This window comes from Caloramator australicus RC3 (assembly GCF_000297115.1).
Lineage (GTDB): Bacteria > Bacillota > Clostridia > Clostridiales > Caloramatoraceae > Caloramator > Caloramator australicus.
In genome coordinates, this window is the sequence record NZ_CAKP01000032.1 from 1 (window position 1) to 16,486 (window position 16,486).

The following is a 16,486-nucleotide window of genomic DNA, read 5'->3' on the forward strand; positions in this document are numbered from 1 at the left end:
CATGTTGATTGCATTCTCTACAAGCCTTATCTTTACTTCTTTATCCACCTTCTCATGTTTCCTTATACCTATAACATCATCAAGTAAATATCTATATTCTCCGCTCTTTCTTGATTTGTAGTATGTTCTTGAATATTCTATTCCTCCTAGGAGCGTAATAATACTTTTCTTGTCTTTTCTTTCAACTATCCATTCCTTTTTTCTCTTATCATCTTCTTTAATCGCTTTATCTAATTCTTCTAAAAAGTCTTTTATTATATTCCTTCCAAGTTCATCAGTCGATTCTTTAACTACCTCAACAAGTTTTGTAAAATCCCATTCTTTTGACAGCATTTCTTCTACATTTTTTATTAATTTAGTAGTGAAATTTATTAAATGTTGTTGTATAATATCATGTTGTATAATATTATTCAAAAGAGACACCCCCTTATTGATTTGTGTTTTTTCCACTTTTTATTTTACCACAGGGGTTGTCTCTTTTAAATTTTTTGTCCTTTTTCGTCCTACAATAATTTTACACTATGCCTCCTTTGCACAAATAATTGCCCCTTTGTATCTAGCATGGCTATAAAAACATCTTCGTATTTTTCAATATTATAAAATTTCAGCTGTTCCTTTAACCAATTTTCATCATATCCTGCAATGAAAAGATTTACTTTTTGAAGTTCACCGTCAAGTATTAAGCTTATTGGTAATTTCTCTGGAGGAGAAAATATATTTAAATCTTTCTTAGTTAAGGGAGCTTTGTCGGGTTTAGGAATTATGCTGAGCTTTCCGTTGGTTTCTAATATTGCATATTCTATATCGCTTATATTAAAATAGTTCAGCAATCTTAACTCTTCTAAAAGATCATCTAAATTAAATCTTTGTCTTCTTAATTCTTCTTCAACTACTTTACCATGCTTAATTAAAATGCTGGGTTCTCCACAAATTATTTTTCTAAAGGGCCTAAATTTTAAAGAGATATAAGATATTGTTACTTCAAGTATCATTAAGGTAAGTATAGGAATTATACCATTTAAAAGAGGAACTCCTGGTTCTTGCATTGGTATAGCTGCAAGTTCCGAAAGCATAATTGCAATTACAAGTTCAAAGGGCTGAAGTTCACCTATTTGCCTTTTGCCCATAATTCGCATTACAATCACAACAAAAAAATATAAAACAATAGTTCTTATAAAAACTATCATAAAGTTCACCTCGTTTATTATTATTTCAAGTTAATTAAAATTTAATTACTTGAGATGTTTTTAAAGAAGGGGTATAATTTTTTTAGCATAACTTAAAGAAAGGAATTGGGACATGAGGACAAGAATTGAGAAATTTGAAATGAAATATGGTTATTTTTTGCCAAATGAATATAAAGAATTTATTAAAAAATTCGGTGGAGATACTCAGTTTGGAAGTTGTAGATTTGAGTATACTGAAAATATAGTTAATAATTTATTAAGGATTCCAGGAAAAATGAATTTTAACTTGCTTCCTTTTGGGGATATTGGCAATGGAGATTACTATTGTTTTTACAAATACGGAGCAGGAATTGATGACTACTATGTGGGAATATGGCTTCATGAAACAAGAAATTTTATTTTACTGGCTTCATCCTTTAAATCATTTTTATTTAAATGTATGCTAGATGATATTATGTCCATTAATTTAATTCAAGATGATGAGGATTATGGGATAACTTCTGATGAAATACTATATAGAGCAAGAATTTTAAAAGATGAATATGGTTTTGATTTTGACAAGGCTATGAAATTACAAAGTGAATTGGATTATCATAAATTAATGGTTGAATTTGATAATAGAGCAATCCAGAGTTTATGTTATTTAGGAAGGCATTATTTGTTTGATAATTTTAAAGATGCAAGAGGTTATTTAGAAAAGGTAATCCAAACTGTTCCTTATTATACCGCTCCATACTACATTTTAGGCAAACATTATCTTTTGAGTGGAAAAAATTACAAATCTTATTTTAAAAATGCCTTAAAAACATCTTTAGATTTAACAGGTTTTAGCTATTGGGAGGAGGATTTTATAGAAATTCCTGAGGATGTTCATAGGGAGATTTTGATTTATTTAGAAGAAGAAATAAAATACGATCCTTATGATGCTGAATATAGAATTTATTTAGCTAAAAATTATGTAAAACAGAATGAATATGATAAGGCTATGATAGAATACAATAATGCACTATATTGCACAGAAGATAAAGAATTAATAAAAGAAATTTTAATTAACGCACATAAAGACACTGTTGAGGGTGGACTTTTATATCTTTCTAGATTAATAGAAAGCGATTTAAAACATTTAAGATAGGAAGGTGTTATTATGAAGGAAATAAGAGTTAGAATTGCACCGAGTCCAACCGGAAATTTTCACGTTGGAACTGCAAGAAATTCGCTATATAACTATATATTCGCAAGGAAAAATAACGGAAAATTTATATTGAGAATCGATGATACCGATATGAGAAGAAATAGCGAAGAATCAGAAAAGGGGATATATGAAGGGTTAAAGTGGCTAGGACTTGATTGGGATGAAGGGCCTGACGTTGGAGGACCATATGGACCATATAGACAATCAGAAAGAATAGAAATATATCAAAAATACATAGATTATTTAATAGATAAAGGGGACGCATATTATTGTTTTTGCACAGAAGAAGAACTTGAAATGGAAAGAAAAGAACAAATTGCAAAAAAGCAGCCACCTAAATATTCGGGGAAATGTAGAAATCTTACAATGGAAGAAATAGATAGAAAATTAAAATCAGGACTAAAACCAACGGTTAGATTTAAAGTTCCAAATAAAATAATATCCTTTAACGATGGGGTTCGAGGAGAATTAAAATGGGATGGTAATTTAATAGGAGATTTTGTAATTAGAAAATCAGATGGACTTCCTACATATAATTTTGCCACAGCAATAGACGATTGGAAGATGAAAATTTCTCATGTATTAAGAAGTCAAGAGCATATTCCTAATACATTTTTGCAAATTCTTATTTTGGAAGCATTAGATGCAGAAATACCACAATATGTTCATCTGCCTTTACTTTTAAATGAAGATAGAAGCAAGATATCTAAACGTGATGGAGCTTTATATATTGGAGAATACAAGGAAATGGGATATTTAAAGGAAGCTGTTCTTAATTTTATTGCTCTTTTAGGGTGGAATCCAGGTGATGGAGAAGAAATTTTATCTATTGAAGATATGATAAATAAGTTTTCCTTTGATAGAATTAACAATTCTAATGTTGTTTTTGATTTTAAAAAATTAGAATGGTTTAATGGAATTTATATAAGAAGGAAGGATATTAAGGAACTTGTAGATCTTTCGGTCCCCTTTTTAATGGAAACTGATTATTTTAAAATGAATGAAGAAAACTATAAAAAATTATTTAGCATTATGAGGGTAGAACAGGAAAGAATAAAAAGATTAGATGAGGTTAAAGAGGCTTTTAAAATGTTTTTTGTTGAACCTTCAGAATATGACATAAATTTAATAAAAGAAAATGTTAAAAAGATAGAGGTAAAAGATATGGTATTTTTATTAGAAAAGACTATTGAAGAATTAAAGATGGAGGACAATTGGCACGCTGAAGAGTTGGAAAAGAGAATGCGCGATTTTTGCGATAGAATAGGAACTAAAACTAAAATTTTATTCATGCTTTTAAGAATTGCAGAAACTGGGTCAAAAGTTTCGCCGCCACTATTCGATACCTTTGAGATAATTGGAAAAGATTCAACGATTAGGAGATTAACAAATTGTAAGAAATATTTAGAAACTATTGAATAAAATTTGAATATAATAAAGATATCCTCTAATTTTTTAAAGGAAGGTGCATTATATGCTCCAACAAATAAGAATAAGTTTTGATAACAAAACAAGCAAATTATACCCAAAAGGTGTTACAGTAGAAGATATTGTTAGGGAAAATTTTAGGGATATTGAAGCAGTTCTTGCAGTTGTAAACGGAAGTTATATGGAGTTGAATACCCCGCTTTATGAGGATGCTATAATAAGGCCTATTACTTTAAAGGAAACAGCAGGGGTTAGAACTTATGTTAGGAGCTTAGCCTTTTTACTTATAAAGGCTGCTCAAGATGTCTTTAGTGGTTCTAGAGTAACGATAGAACATTCATTAAACAAAGCTCTTTATTGCGAGATTCATTTGGACAAAAAATTAGACGCCGATATAGTAGAAAAAATAAAGTTAAGAATGAAGGAATTAGTTGACCTTAATATTCCTTTTGAAAAGAAATTAGTTGATAAAAAGAGAGCCATGGAAATATTTAATGGCTTAAAAATGAGTGATAAAATAAGACTTTTTAAGAATATAAATAAAGAATTTATAGAACTTAGAAAACTTGATAATTTATACGATTTCTTTTATGGCCCATTAGTTCCTTCAACTGGATATTTAAAATTGTTTGATGTTAAATTTTATGATCCTGGAATTTTAATAACCTATCCCAACGAAGAAAATCCAAAAGAGATATTAAAATTTAAAGATGTGCCAAAGCTTGCCAAGATTTTTAGAGAAACTGAGGAATGGGCTAAGATTTTGGATGTTGCTGATGTTGGAGCTTTGAATGAAAAGGTAATCGATGGGGACATAAAAGATATAGTTTTAGTTTCTGAAGCATTGCACGAAAAAAAACTTGCCTATATTGCAGACAAAATATATGAAAATAGGGATAAAATTAAATTAGTGTTAATTGCAGGGCCCTCATCATCAGGAAAAACAACTTTTTCTAAAAGGCTTTCTATACAACTTAGAATACATGGATTTAAACCTTATCCAATATCGTTAGATGATTATTTTGTTAATCGAGAGGATACTCCAAAGGACGAAAATGGAGATTATGATTTTGAATCAATTTATGCATTAGATATAGGGCTTTTCAATAAGCATTTAAGTATGCTCCTTGAGGGTCAAGAGGTTGAACTTCCAAGGTTTGATTTTATTCTTGGCAAAAGAGTTAACTCAGGGAAGAAATTAAAACTAGATTCAAAAACAATTTTAGTAATAGAGGGTATCCATGGATTAAACGAGCTATTGACTAATTCTATTCCTAGGGAGAACAAATTTAAAATTTATATAAGCGCTTTAACTCAACTTAATTTAGACGATCATAATAGAATTCCTACAACAGATGTTAGACTTTTAAGAAGAATAGTTAGAGATGCAAAATATAGAGGAAAGAGTCCAGAAGATACAATTTTGTCTTGGCCTAAAGTAAGAATGGGTGAAGAAAAAAATATTTTCCCATTCCAAGAGGAAGCAGATGTAATGTTTAATTCTACATTAGCTTATGAAATGCCAATATTAAAAAAGTATGCTTATAAGCATTTAAAAGAAATTCCAAAGGATAGCCCTGCATATTTAGAAGCTTACAGACTTATGTTATTCCTTGAATATTTTATTGAGGCAGATAATAATATTGAAGATTTAATACCTAAAAATTCAATTTTAAGAGAATTTATTGGGGGTAGCTGTTTTGAAGAATAATTTAAATTGGATAAAAGAGAATCAAGCTATAAATTTTCTTATTAAATTTATGTTTATTTCCTTTGGGTGTTTTGTTTCAGCTGTGGGGATAAATGCTTTTATAGTTCCCCACAGACTATTAAGTGGAGGAGTTTCTGGCATTGCTATAATTGTGCAATACTTAACAAAAATCCCTTCAGGATATTTAGTCCTATTATTAAACATCCCTATTTTCCTATATGGAATGAAGGAGCTTGATTTTGATTTTATTTTATTTAGCGCTTTAGGCGTATTTTTACTTTCCCTCTTTTTAATTTTAACGAGGGATATAAATAAAACATTTTTTATTAAAGATATATTATTATCATCTATATATGGTGGTGTGCTGAATGGTATAGGATTAGGTATTGTTTTAAAAAATAAAGGGTCTATGGGAGGCACTGACATTGTTGCTGTAGCATTAAAAAAGAAATTAGGAATAAACATTTCGTCTATTGCATTTGGAATAAATTTTTTTATAGTTTTAGCTGGAAGTTTAATTAACAATATTGAAGCTGGACTTTATACTTTGATTTCAATGTTTATATCCTCAAGGGTTTTTGAAGCAATTCTACAGGGATTTGATAGAAAGAAAATGGTTATGATTATAACGGATAAAACCGAAGAAATTTCTAAACATATTTTGAATGAACTTGGTAGAGGCGTAACATTTTTACATGGAGAAGGAGCCTATACAGGTGATAATAAGAAAGTAATATATTGTATTATAACTTTAAATCAACTAGTAAAAATTAAATCCATTATTTTTGACATTGATCCTAGAGCATTTGTTACTATAATAGATGCAGCTGAAGTTCAGGGAAAGGGATTTAAAAATACAATATAGAAAGGGTGTTTAGATGAAACTTTATGGTGTTTTTGACATATTAGGACCTATAATGATTGGACCATCAAGTTCCCATACAGCTGGTGCAGCAAGACTTGGCAAAGTAGCAGGTAAAATTGCAGGAGAGGATTTTAAAAAGGTGGAATTTTACCTTCATGGCTCCTTTGCAAAAACATATAAAGGTCATGGAACTGATAGAGCCCTTGTTGCAGGAGTTTTAGGTATGGAACCCTATGATGAAAGACTAAGAAACTCATTAGAAATTGCAAAGGAAAAGGGGATAGAAATAATTTTTATTCCTACTGATTTAGGGGATCAACATCCTAATACAGTTAAATTTGTTTTTTATAGGGATGATGAAAAAACAATAGAAGTAATGGGCTCATCAATTGGTGGGGGAAATATATTAATAACTGAGATTGATGGTGAGAAAGTAGAATTTACTGGAGAATATCCAACTATAATTACTAAATATAAAGACAGAAAGGGTATGATAGCAGATATATCAAAATTTATATTAGAAGTGGATGTAAATATAGCAAATATGAAGGTTACAAGAAATCCTCAAAAGATTACAACTGCAATTATAGAATTAGATGCCAAATTGGATGATGAAGTAATAGAAAAAATTAAAAATATAAAAGATATGATTAATGTCGTAGCAATAAATCCGATATAAGGAGGATAATTTTATGTATACTAAAGGGAAGGATTTATTAAACCTAACTAAAGAATCAAATAAAAAAATTTGGGAAATAGTTTTAGATTTTGAATGCGAAAGAACAGGTAAAACCAAAGAAGAAGTATTTGAAGGAATGAGGAATGTTTTAAAGGTTATGATGGATTCTGCAAATAAAGGATTAAATGAAGAAGTTAATTCCATTAGCGGGCTCATCGGTGGAAATGCAAAAAAAGTTGAAGATTATAGAAGGGGAAAAACCATATCAGGAGATATAATAAATAAAGCTATGGCAAGAGCATTATCTGTGTCTGAAGTTAATGCATCAATGGGGAGGATAGTTGCAGCTCCAACAGCTGGTTCTGCTGGCATATTGCCGGCAGTTATGATAACAGCAGCAGAGGTTTTAGAAAAAAATGAAGATGAGATGGTAAAGGCCCTTTTTACTGCTTCAGGAATAGGTCAAATAATTGCAAAAAATGCAACAGTATCAGGTGCTGAGGGAGGATGTCAGGCAGAATGTGGTTCAGCTGCTGCAATGGCGGCTGCAGCTGTTGTGGAAATGGCCGGAGGGACTCCAGAGCAAGCTTTACATGCAGCTTCAATAGCTATTCAAAATATTTTAGGATTGGTATGCGATCCGGTGGCAGGACTTGTTGAGGCACCTTGTTATTTGAGAAATTCTTCTGGTGCCGTTAATGCCTTAACTTCTGCTGATTTAGCTTTAGCTGGTGTAAAAAGCATTATACCCTTTGATGAGGTTGTGGATGCAATGTATAAAGTTGGAAAGTCACTTCCGTTTGAACTAAGGGAAACAGCCTTGGGTGGAATTGCTTCAACGCCTACTGGTCAAAAGTTAATGAAAGATATTTTTGGAGAATAAATATTTACAAATATTGATTTGATATGGTAAAATTTATTTAACAAAAGATGAAGGGGGATTTTTATGGCAATATTTAAGTGCACTGTTTGTGGAGAAACAAAGGAAGGAAGATGTAAACCTGCAAAATGTCCAAAGTGTGGTGCACCAAAGGATAAAATTGAAAAGCAACAGTAATTTGGCATGGGATTCCCATGCCTTTTATATTAACCAATATCCTAATATTATAATTAAGTAAGAAGCTAATAAAATTGCACCTTCCAGCCAATAGCTTTTTCCGTCCTGGAATACAAAAAATGCTAATCCTATGGAAATTATTAATATTATAAGCTCATAGAAGCTATACACTAAAGTTAAAGGAAGTCCCAATAAAAACGCAATAATAATAATTGTAGGAAGAGTAAATAATAATAACTGCATGCTTGAACCTATTGATATTTCTATAGATAGATTAATTTTATCTTTAAGGGAAGCATATATAGCAGTTATATATTCTGCAACATTGCCTATTAAAGGCATTATAATTATCCCCATAATTTTTTCTGGAATTTTGAATTTTGTAATTGCTGTATTTATTAAACTTACTAGGTGTTCACTTAAAGTGTAGGCTATTATTAGAAGAATGATAATTAAAATAAAATTTGTTTTTTTAATGTTATTCTCATTATTGTTTTCGTCGGAATGAACCAAAAAAAGATTTTTATGTGTTACTAACGAAAATATAAGACCTAATACATATATGAGCAACAAAATTATTGCTATATAAAAGCTAAAAATACATGATTTATGAGTGTTTAGCTTCCCTTGAAAGGAAATTGTAGAGGCGATGATTAGGCTGCTAAGTGCTAAAAACAACAAAGAAAAGTTTGTCCTTGCAATTATTTTATTAAATCTTTGTTCGTTATATTTGATTCCACCAAATAAAATACTTAGTCCCAATACTAATAACATATTTCCAATTATAGAGCCTAGTAGTCCACTTTTCACAAGTTCGATTAAATTGCTTTTTAGGGCAAAGATGCTAATAAAAAGTTCTGGCAAATTTCCGGAAGTTGAACTTATAAAACCACCAAGCTTATCACCAAACCAATAGGATAGAACATTAATTTCCCTGCTTAGCTTTATAGCTACTATAATAAGAAAACAAAATGTAGTTATGAGATTTAAAATGAATATATTATTTAACAATGAAACAATAAAAATAATTAATAAGATTATTAGAGTTATTTTTTTCATATTATCACCGCTTAAATTAGTAAAAGATGCCTTGTGTCCAAAAGACACAAGGACATGATTTTCATTTATTAATCTCTTCTTCAATATATTCTTCATCTATTTCTTGAAACAAATCTTCTTCAATTTCCTTCTGCGAGTTTCTTGTTAAATTTTCAAAAGCATCTACTTCATTGTTTAGCAATAATTCGATGGGAACCCATGCAATCATGCATCTTTTCATATAATCACTTCCTATTTAAAGTTTTCACAATAAATTTCAAAATAGCTTCTTGGGAATCCGCAAAGGGGACAGCGCTCAGGTGCTTCTAATCCCTCATGGATATAACCGCAGTTTCTGCAATGCCATCTTGTTTCCTTATCTCTTCTAAATATTTTACCGTTCTTTAAATTTTGAAGGATTGTATTGAATCTTTCTCTATGATATTCTTCCGTTTCAGCAAGTTCCTTGTAAAAATCAGCAATTTCATTAAATCCTTCTTGGCGTGCAATTGTTTCAAATTCCTTATACATTTTTTCACTCTCATAAGCTTCTCCCATTGCGGCTTCAAGTAAATTTTCTGAAGTAGACTTATTGAGCTTTAAAAAATCGTTAAAAACCCTTCTTGCATGGGCTTTTTCGTTATCAGATGTTTCGTTAAAAACGGATGCGATGAATTCATACCCCTCTTCCTTTGCTTTTTCTGCAAAGAAGGAATATTTATTTCTTGCTCTTGCCTCACCAGCAAATGTTTTTAATAGATTTTGCTCTGTTTTGCTCCCCTTAAGATTCATCAAACCACTCCTAAAATAAACTACAATAACATAATATGCAGCACCTATAATTCTGACACAAAAAAAGAGCCTATGGGCTCTTAGAACTTTTTAAATTTAATTTTACATACCATAAGATAAGATAAAAGCAACATGATAATTGCAGATAAAATATTGTGAGGCAGTGATATAGCAATTAGATTATCAACTGCAAGAAAAAAACCTGCGAAAGTTATTGGGACCCCAATAAAATAGTTGTTAAAGGGTGTTACATTGAACCTTGCCAATCTATATGCCCCAGCTATTGGGAATATTATTGAAATAATGTATCCTATAATTCCAAAATTTATCAAAAAGTTGCTCCATGAAAGAACAGCAGGTGCAACACCAAAGGAAATTAAATCACAAAGGGAGTCAAGCTCCTTACCAAGGGGAGATACAGCGTCAAATCGCCTTGCTATACGTCCGTCATATCTATCCATAAATGCAGCGAGGATGATCATTAATGCGGCTATTTTAAAGTTGGAATTTAATGTAAAAATAATTGATAACATACCACATGTTAAATTAAAAAAAGTAAATACGTTGGGAATAATATTTTTGTTTATTTTTACGTTCATTTTATCACTCCTATAACAGTTAATCCTCCTTTTACGGAGTCACCTACTTTTACTTTTATTTCAGTATCAATTGGCACGATGATTTCTGTGCAGGAACCGAACTTTATGAGCCCAAATCTTTCCCCCTGTTTTAAAAAGTCTCCTATATTGCTCCAACAAACTATACGCCTTGCCACAAATCCCGTGATTTGGTGAACAAGAACCTTTGTATAGTCATTTTCTATACCGATTGTATTTCTTTCATTGATTTCTGATGCATGGCTCTTAAAAGCTGGAAGGTATTTTCCAGGTCTATAACTTTTGTATGTTACCTTGCCAGTTATAGGGCTTCTATTAACATGGATATTAAATAATGATAAAAATATGCTAACTTTAATAGCTTTTGATTTAAAAAACTGATCTTCATAAATTTCTGATATTTCGATTACTTTACCATCAGCTGGCGATAGAAAACATTTTTCATCTGTAATTATATTTCTTTCAGGGTCCCTAAAAAAGAATAAAACGAATAATATCAATAAAAGTGGCAGGATAGATAAAAGTTTGTTAATAAAATAAAAAACAACAAAAACTATAAAAAGAATAAGTGCGTAGGGAAAACTTTCAGGTCTAATTTTTAGTCTCATAATCACGTCTCCTTTAAGCCTTTTTATAGTTATTATATAAAATTACAATATATTTTACAATATTTTAAAAGAATTATTAACAAACTATGGGGAAAACTATAATTTAGGAGGTGCATTAAATGAAGGTTAAAGATTTTATGACTACCAATGTAGCTTATGTAACACCCAATACACCAGTTGTGGAAATAGCAAAAATCATGAAAGATAAAAATGTTGGTTCAGTTCCAGTTCTTGACGGAGACAAAGTTGTTGGTATTGTAACAGATAGGGATATAGTTCTTAGGGATATTGCTTTTGGTAAAAATCCTAATGAAGTTTTAGCAAAGGATGTTATGACGGTTGGAGTAACAACAGCAAATCCTAATATGGATATTCATGATGCTGCAAGAATAATGGCTGAGAAACAAGTAAGAAGATTACCGGTAGTTGAAAATGGCAGATTAGTTGGAATGCTTGCAATAGGAGACATAGCAGTTGAATCTAAACTTGCAGATGATGCAGGAGAAGCTTTGAGTGATATTTCAAAACCAACTCATATATTATATTATTAAAAAGGTTCCTGCTGTTGCAGGAACTCTTATTTTATAGTAAAATAAAAAAATTGGGGGGATTACAATGCAAAGAGCCTTCTTAATATACAATCCGTATTCAGGAAATAGATCCTTTAGATTAAAAATTGATCAGGTAGTTCATAAATTGCAATTAGGCGGATATATTGTTACACCATATAGAACCTTATCTATTGAAAATATTTATGAAGGAATAAAATTTGCTAATGAACATGATATTATAATAGTTTCTGGAGGAGATGGCACTATAAATCATGTGATAAACGCAATGATACAACATAATATTAATAAGCCATTAGGTATAATTCCATCGGGAACGGCAAATGATTTTGCAAGTCATCTTGGAATAGGAAGAAAAATTACAGATGCCTGCGAAGCTATTGTAAGAGGCAATTTAACTAAGTTTGACCTTGGTAAAATTAATGACAGGTATTTTATAAATGTTGCAGCAGCAGGACTATTAACAGATGTTTCACAAAAAATAGATATTAACTTAAAAAATACATTAGGGAAGGTTGCATATTATTTAAAAGGAATTGAACAGCTTCCTAATTTCAGAGCTATTCCAATAAAGATTACTACAGAAGACAAGATTATTGAAGAAAAAATATTTTTGTTCGTAATATTAAACGGGTCATCGGCAGGAGGTTTTAAATTAGCTCCTGACGCAACTGCAAATGATGGGTATTTAAATTTGATTGCTGTAAAGCAATGCAATTTAGTTGAACTTTTAAATTTATTTATTAAGATGCTTAAAGGAGAACATCTAGATAGCAATAATATTATTTACTTAAGAGGCAAAAATTTTAAAATTGAGTGTTCAGATGACATAGAAACTGATATTGATGGAGAAAGAGGCCCTAATTTTCCTTTAGATGTTAGGGTTTCTGATAAAACAATAAGTATTTTTACTCCTTATTGATATACCGTTTTAAAAGGAAGTATAAAAGAGTAATTAAAATTATACCTAATAAAACATAACTGGTATATTCTTTTATAAGTGATTTTAAAAGATGAATATTTTCACCTGCAATTCGACCAGCAATAAAAAGCATTGAGTTATGAATAATTGTTGCAATTCCAATAGATATCAAAGAATATTTAAGATCTATTTTAAATAGGCCTGAAGCAATTATTACTATAGAATTTATCCCAGGGATAAATTTACTGATAACTATAAAAAAGGGGCCTATTTTTTTATACCATTTTTCAAAATTTTCAAGTTGTCTTAGATTAAAAAATCTTTGAAAGTAAAGGGAATTTTTAATTAATTCTGAAAAATTATAGCTAAGATATAATAATAAAGAACTACTTAAAAAGGTTGAAAGAATTATTAAAGATAGAACCACGCCTCCTTTGATTATTTTTAAATAAGATAAATAGCCCAAAAGGGCTATTATAGTATCGCCAGGATAAGGAGGGAAAAAAACTTGAAAAAAGCTATTTAAAAGGGCGTAAATATATGCTATTTGAGGATTATTCTTTAAAATTAAAAGAATGTCCCATATGTTTATTTTCATGTCATTTTCTCTCCTTTTTCTTTGGCGGAATCAAACACTTTTTATCGTATCCTATAAGATCAGTTCGTTTTGCCTTAATAAGGGCTTTATAAACCAAATCATAATTTTTAGGATCCCTAAATTGTAAAAGGGCTCTTTGCATTTTCTTTTCTTCAGGATCTTTAGGAACATATACCTTTTCACCGGTTAAGGGATTAACTCCAGTATAGTAAATTGTTGTTGATAAACTACCGGGTGTAGGGTAAAAATCCTGAACTTGTTCTGGATTATATCCCATGTCCCTAATATATTCTGCAAGCTCTATTGCAGCCTTTAAATCGCTTCCAGGATGGCTTGACATTAAGTAAGGAACCAAGTATTGCTTTAGGCCGAATTTTTTATTATATTCAAAGTATTTCTTTACAAATTTATCGTAGACTTTTTTTGAAGGTTTTCCCATAACCTTTAATACCCTATCGCACACATGTTCAGGAGCAACTTTAAGTTGTCCACTAATGTGATTTTTTATCAATTCAATTAAAAACTTATCACTTTTATCAAGAAGAACATAATCATACCTGATGCCTGATCTAATAAAAACTTTTTTAACCTTGGGTAAGTTTCTTACTTGGCGAAGAATATCAAGATATTCTTCATGGCTAACTTCAAGATTAGGGCAAGGGTTAGGATGCAAGCATTGCCTAGTTTTACATATTCCTCGTTCCAATTGAGCTTTGCAGGAAGGATTTCTAAAGTTAGCCGTTGGCCCTCCTATATCGTGAATATAACCTTTGAAGTTTGGCATGCTTGTTAGCTTTTTAGCCTCCTCTATGATCGATTCCCTGCTTCTTTTTTGAATTATTCTTCCCTGGTGAAAATGCAGTGCACAAAAAGAACAACCGCCATAGCATCCCCTATGGGATACTATACTAAATTCTACTTCCTTTAAAGCAGGAACACCACCATATTTTTTGTATATAGGATGATATGTTCTTTTATATGGTAAAGAATAAATAAAATCCATTTCTTCTACTGTTAATGGTTTAGCAGGAGGATTTTGAACAAGGTAAATATTTCCGTGTTTTTGAACTAATATTTTGCCCTTTATAGGATCCTGTTCTAAGTATTGAATCTTAAAAGCCTCTGCGTATTTTAACTTATCCTTTGCCACTTCTTCATAACTTGGAATTTCAATATAATTTGTAAGCTTTGAAATGTCCTTTGTTATATAGCATGTTCCATTAATATCATTAAGGTCAGTAATTTTTTTACCATAGGATATTAGATTAGCTATTTCTATAATTTGCTTTTCCCCCATACCATAAACTAAAAGATCTGCACTGCTATCTAATAAAATTGATCTTCTAACTTTATCATCCCAATAATCATAATGAGCAAAACGTCTAAGACTTGCCTCAATACCTCCGATTATTATAGGAACATCTTTAAAAATTTCTCTTATTTTATTGCAATAAACTATAACTGCTCTATCTGGTCTAAGATTGCCTTTACCACCTGGTGAATATGCATCTTCACTGCGTCTTTTTTTATTAACTGTATAGTGGTTTACCATAGAATCTATATTACCTGATGAAACTAAAAAAGCAATTTTAGGCTTACCGAGTTTAATAAAATCTTCAGCTGTTTTCCAGTTTGGCTGTGATATTATTCCAACTTTAAATCCTAAACTTTCTAAAAGTCTAGTTACTATTGCATGGCCAAAGGAAGGATGATCAACATAAGCATCGCCTGTTACAAATATAAAATCAAGCTCATCCCAACGTCTTTTTTTCATATCTTCCTTAGTAATTGGCAAAAAGTCCAAGAGCATCACCTCAATAAATTCTTTACTGAATAATAATATATTATTTTAATTTGAAATAGTCAAATAAAAAGGTATTAAATCTTTAATTTAACAAAAAATATAATGGGAGGTGTTGCTGTGAAAAAAATTGTATTTGTGACATGGTTTATTATTACTGTTATTTTATTTTCTATAATTTATATTAATATAATTAATGCAGCTACATATAGTTGGGGATCAAGAGGTGAAACCGTTATTGAAATACAAAGAAGACTTAAAAATTGGGGTTATTATAAGGGAAGTATTGATGGAATTTATGGATATCTTACTTATACTGCAGTAAAAGAGTTTCAAAGGAAAAACGGTCTTTATCCTGATGGGATTGTGGGACCTAAAACCTTAGCAGCATTAGGAATTAATGTAGGCAGTGCCCAAAGGGGATACAACGGTTCACAAAATCTAGAGTTATTATCAAGACTTATTTCAGGTGAAGCAAGGGGAGAGCCTTATATAGGTCAGGTTGCTGTTGGAGGAGTTGTGATGAATAGAATTAGAGATCCAAGATTTCCATCAACAATACCAGGAGTTATTTATCAGCCAGGTGCCTTTACTGCAGTAGACGATGGACAGATCAATTTACCGGCAACAGATAGTTCAAAAAAAGCTGCAGTAGATGCTCTTAATGGTTGGGATCCATCAGGGGGAGCGCTATTTTATTACAATCCTGAGAAAACAACTAATAAATGGATATGGTCAAGACCTGTAATAAAGGTAATAGGTAAGCATGTTTTTTGTAAGTGATAGTTAACAAATATTTAACATCATAGTGTAAAATTATTGTAGGACGAAAAAGGACAAAAAATTTAAAAGAGACAACCCCTGTGGTAAAATAAAAAGTGGAAAAAACACAAATCAATAAGGGGGTGTCTCTTTTGAATAATATTATACAACATGATATTATACAACAACATTTAATAAATTTCACTACTAAATTAATAAAAAATGTAGAAGAAATGCTGTCAAAAGAATGGGATTTTACAAAACTTGTTGAGGTAGTTAAAGAATCGACTGATGAACTTGGAAGGAATATAATAAAAGACTTTTTAGAAGAATTAGATAAAGCGATTAAAGAAGATGATAAGAGAAAAAAGGAATGGATAGTTGAAAGAAAAGACAAGAAAAGTATTATTACGCTCCTAGGAGGAATAGAATATTCAAGAACATACTACAAATCAAGAAAGAGCGGAGAATATAGATATTTACTTGATGATGTTATAGGTATAAGGAAACATGAGAAGGTGGATAAAGAAGTAAAGATAAGGCTTGTAGAGAATGCAATCAACATGTCCTACGAAGAAAGTAGCAAGGTAACATGCAAAGAGAAGCTAAGTAGGCAAACGGTATTTAATGCAATAAGGCAGGTAGGGGAAGTAGAGGTAA

The 16,486-nt window shown here is 30.7% G+C and carries 20 protein-coding genes; 11 read left to right on the plus strand and 9 right to left on the minus strand.

The window, feature by feature from the left end; genetic code table 11:
- Positions 1-414: UPF0236 family transposase-like protein (locus tag CAAU_RS03485; RefSeq protein WP_040305842.1), on the minus strand; the 414-nt coding region annotated here is incomplete at its 3' end.
- Between the two features lie 89 nt (positions 415-503).
- Positions 504-1,187 carry a DUF421 domain-containing protein gene (locus CAAU_RS03490; RefSeq protein WP_008908056.1) on the minus strand — a complete coding sequence of 228 codons (684 nt, stop codon included), beginning with the start codon at positions 1,185-1,187 and terminating at the stop codon, positions 504-506.
- A 112-nt stretch (positions 1,188-1,299) separates the two neighbouring features.
- Here CAAU_RS03490 and CAAU_RS03495 point away from each other — a divergent pair, with 112 nt between their 5' ends.
- The 7 genes from CAAU_RS03495 (at position 1,300) to CAAU_RS14525 (ending at position 8,119) form a co-directional block, all read left to right on the plus strand.
- On the plus strand, positions 1,300-2,319 hold the full coding sequence (locus CAAU_RS03495; protein ID WP_008908057.1) for an SMI1/KNR4 family protein: 1,020 nt from the start codon (positions 1,300-1,302) through the stop codon (positions 2,317-2,319).
- 12 nt (positions 2,320-2,331) lie between these two features.
- A complete protein-coding gene (gltX, locus tag CAAU_RS03500) occupies positions 2,332-3,801 on the plus strand; it encodes a glutamate--tRNA ligase (protein WP_008908058.1) in 1,470 nt (489 codons plus the stop codon).
- A gap of 52 nt (positions 3,802-3,853) precedes the next feature.
- Positions 3,854-5,518, plus strand: coding sequence for a nucleoside kinase (locus tag CAAU_RS03505; RefSeq protein ID WP_008908059.1), 1,665 nt, complete (start codon positions 3,854-3,856; stop codon positions 5,516-5,518).
- Complete coding sequence (locus CAAU_RS03510) at positions 5,508-6,383, plus strand: YitT family protein (protein WP_242822559.1); 876 nt, start codon at positions 5,508-5,510, stop codon at positions 6,381-6,383. Before CAAU_RS03505 ends, CAAU_RS03510 begins: the two co-directional genes overlap by 11 nt.
- A 13-nt stretch (positions 6,384-6,396) precedes the next feature.
- A complete protein-coding gene (sdaAB, locus tag CAAU_RS03515; RefSeq protein WP_008908062.1) occupies positions 6,397-7,062 on the plus strand; it encodes an L-serine ammonia-lyase, iron-sulfur-dependent subunit beta in 666 nt (221 codons plus the stop codon).
- A gap of 13 nt (positions 7,063-7,075) precedes the next feature.
- Complete coding sequence (sdaAA, locus tag CAAU_RS03520) at positions 7,076-7,945, plus strand: L-serine ammonia-lyase, iron-sulfur-dependent, subunit alpha (protein WP_008908063.1); 870 nt, start codon at positions 7,076-7,078, stop codon at positions 7,943-7,945.
- A 63-nt stretch (positions 7,946-8,008) separates the two neighbouring features.
- Complete coding sequence (locus CAAU_RS14525) at positions 8,009-8,119, plus strand: RCKP-type rubredoxin-like domain-containing protein (RefSeq protein ID WP_156792030.1); 111 nt, start codon at positions 8,009-8,011, stop codon at positions 8,117-8,119.
- A gap of 24 nt (positions 8,120-8,143) precedes the next feature.
- Here CAAU_RS14525 and cax read toward each other — a convergent pair whose 3' ends face one another.
- The 5 genes from cax to CAAU_RS03540 form a co-directional block, all read right to left on the minus strand.
- Positions 8,144-9,178, minus strand: coding sequence for a calcium/proton exchanger (gene cax / locus CAAU_RS03525; RefSeq protein ID WP_008908064.1), 1,035 nt, complete (start codon positions 9,176-9,178; stop codon positions 8,144-8,146).
- A 61-nt stretch (positions 9,179-9,239) separates the two neighbouring features.
- On the minus strand, positions 9,240-9,398 hold the full coding sequence (locus CAAU_RS14530; protein ID WP_008908065.1) for a hypothetical protein: 159 nt from the start codon (positions 9,396-9,398) through the stop codon (positions 9,240-9,242).
- 11 nt (positions 9,399-9,409) lie between these two features.
- On the minus strand, positions 9,410-9,949 hold the full coding sequence (rbr, locus tag CAAU_RS03530; RefSeq protein WP_008908066.1) for a rubrerythrin: 540 nt from the start codon (positions 9,947-9,949) through the stop codon (positions 9,410-9,412).
- A gap of 80 nt (positions 9,950-10,029) precedes the next feature.
- Positions 10,030-10,548: a CDP-diacylglycerol--serine O-phosphatidyltransferase gene (gene pssA / locus CAAU_RS03535; RefSeq protein ID WP_008908067.1), complete on the minus strand. Its 519-nt coding sequence runs from the start codon at positions 10,546-10,548 to the stop codon at positions 10,030-10,032.
- On the minus strand, positions 10,545-11,174 hold the full coding sequence (locus tag CAAU_RS03540; RefSeq protein WP_008908068.1) for a phosphatidylserine decarboxylase family protein: 630 nt from the start codon (positions 11,172-11,174) through the stop codon (positions 10,545-10,547). Before CAAU_RS03540 ends, pssA begins: the two co-directional genes overlap by 4 nt.
- 119 nt (positions 11,175-11,293) lie before the next feature.
- Between CAAU_RS03540 and CAAU_RS03545 the strand changes: the two genes are divergently transcribed.
- Together CAAU_RS03545 and CAAU_RS03550 are read left to right on the plus strand one after the other, a co-directional pair.
- Positions 11,294-11,725, plus strand: coding sequence for a CBS domain-containing protein (locus tag CAAU_RS03545; protein ID WP_008908069.1), 432 nt, complete (start codon positions 11,294-11,296; stop codon positions 11,723-11,725).
- Positions 11,726-11,789: 64 nt separating this feature from the next.
- The gene (locus tag CAAU_RS03550; protein WP_008908070.1) at positions 11,790-12,665 is read left to right on the plus strand and encodes a YegS/Rv2252/BmrU family lipid kinase; all 876 of its coding nucleotides are present in this window, start codon (positions 11,790-11,792) and stop codon (positions 12,663-12,665) included.
- Here CAAU_RS03550 and CAAU_RS03555 read toward each other — a convergent pair.
- Both CAAU_RS03555 and CAAU_RS03560 read right to left on the minus strand, forming a co-directional pair.
- Positions 12,652-13,263 (minus strand): DedA family protein, encoded by a 612-nt coding sequence (locus CAAU_RS03555; RefSeq protein ID WP_008908071.1) that lies wholly within the window; start codon positions 13,261-13,263, stop codon positions 12,652-12,654. The genes CAAU_RS03550 and CAAU_RS03555 overlap by 14 nt on opposite strands.
- 1 nt (position 13,264) lies before the next feature.
- Positions 13,265-15,076, minus strand: a complete 1,812-nt coding sequence (locus CAAU_RS03560; protein WP_156792031.1) for a YgiQ family radical SAM protein — start codon at positions 15,074-15,076, stop codon at positions 13,265-13,267.
- A 93-nt stretch (positions 15,077-15,169) separates the two neighbouring features.
- On the opposite strand from CAAU_RS03560, the gene sleB reads away from it, so the two are divergent.
- Positions 15,170-15,847, plus strand: a complete 678-nt coding sequence (gene sleB, locus CAAU_RS03565) for a spore cortex-lytic enzyme (RefSeq protein WP_040305846.1) — start codon at positions 15,170-15,172, stop codon at positions 15,845-15,847.
- 131 nt (positions 15,848-15,978) lie between these two features.
- The coding region (locus tag CAAU_RS03570; protein WP_040305848.1) for a UPF0236 family transposase-like protein at positions 15,979-16,486 on the plus strand (508 nt) is incomplete at its 3' end.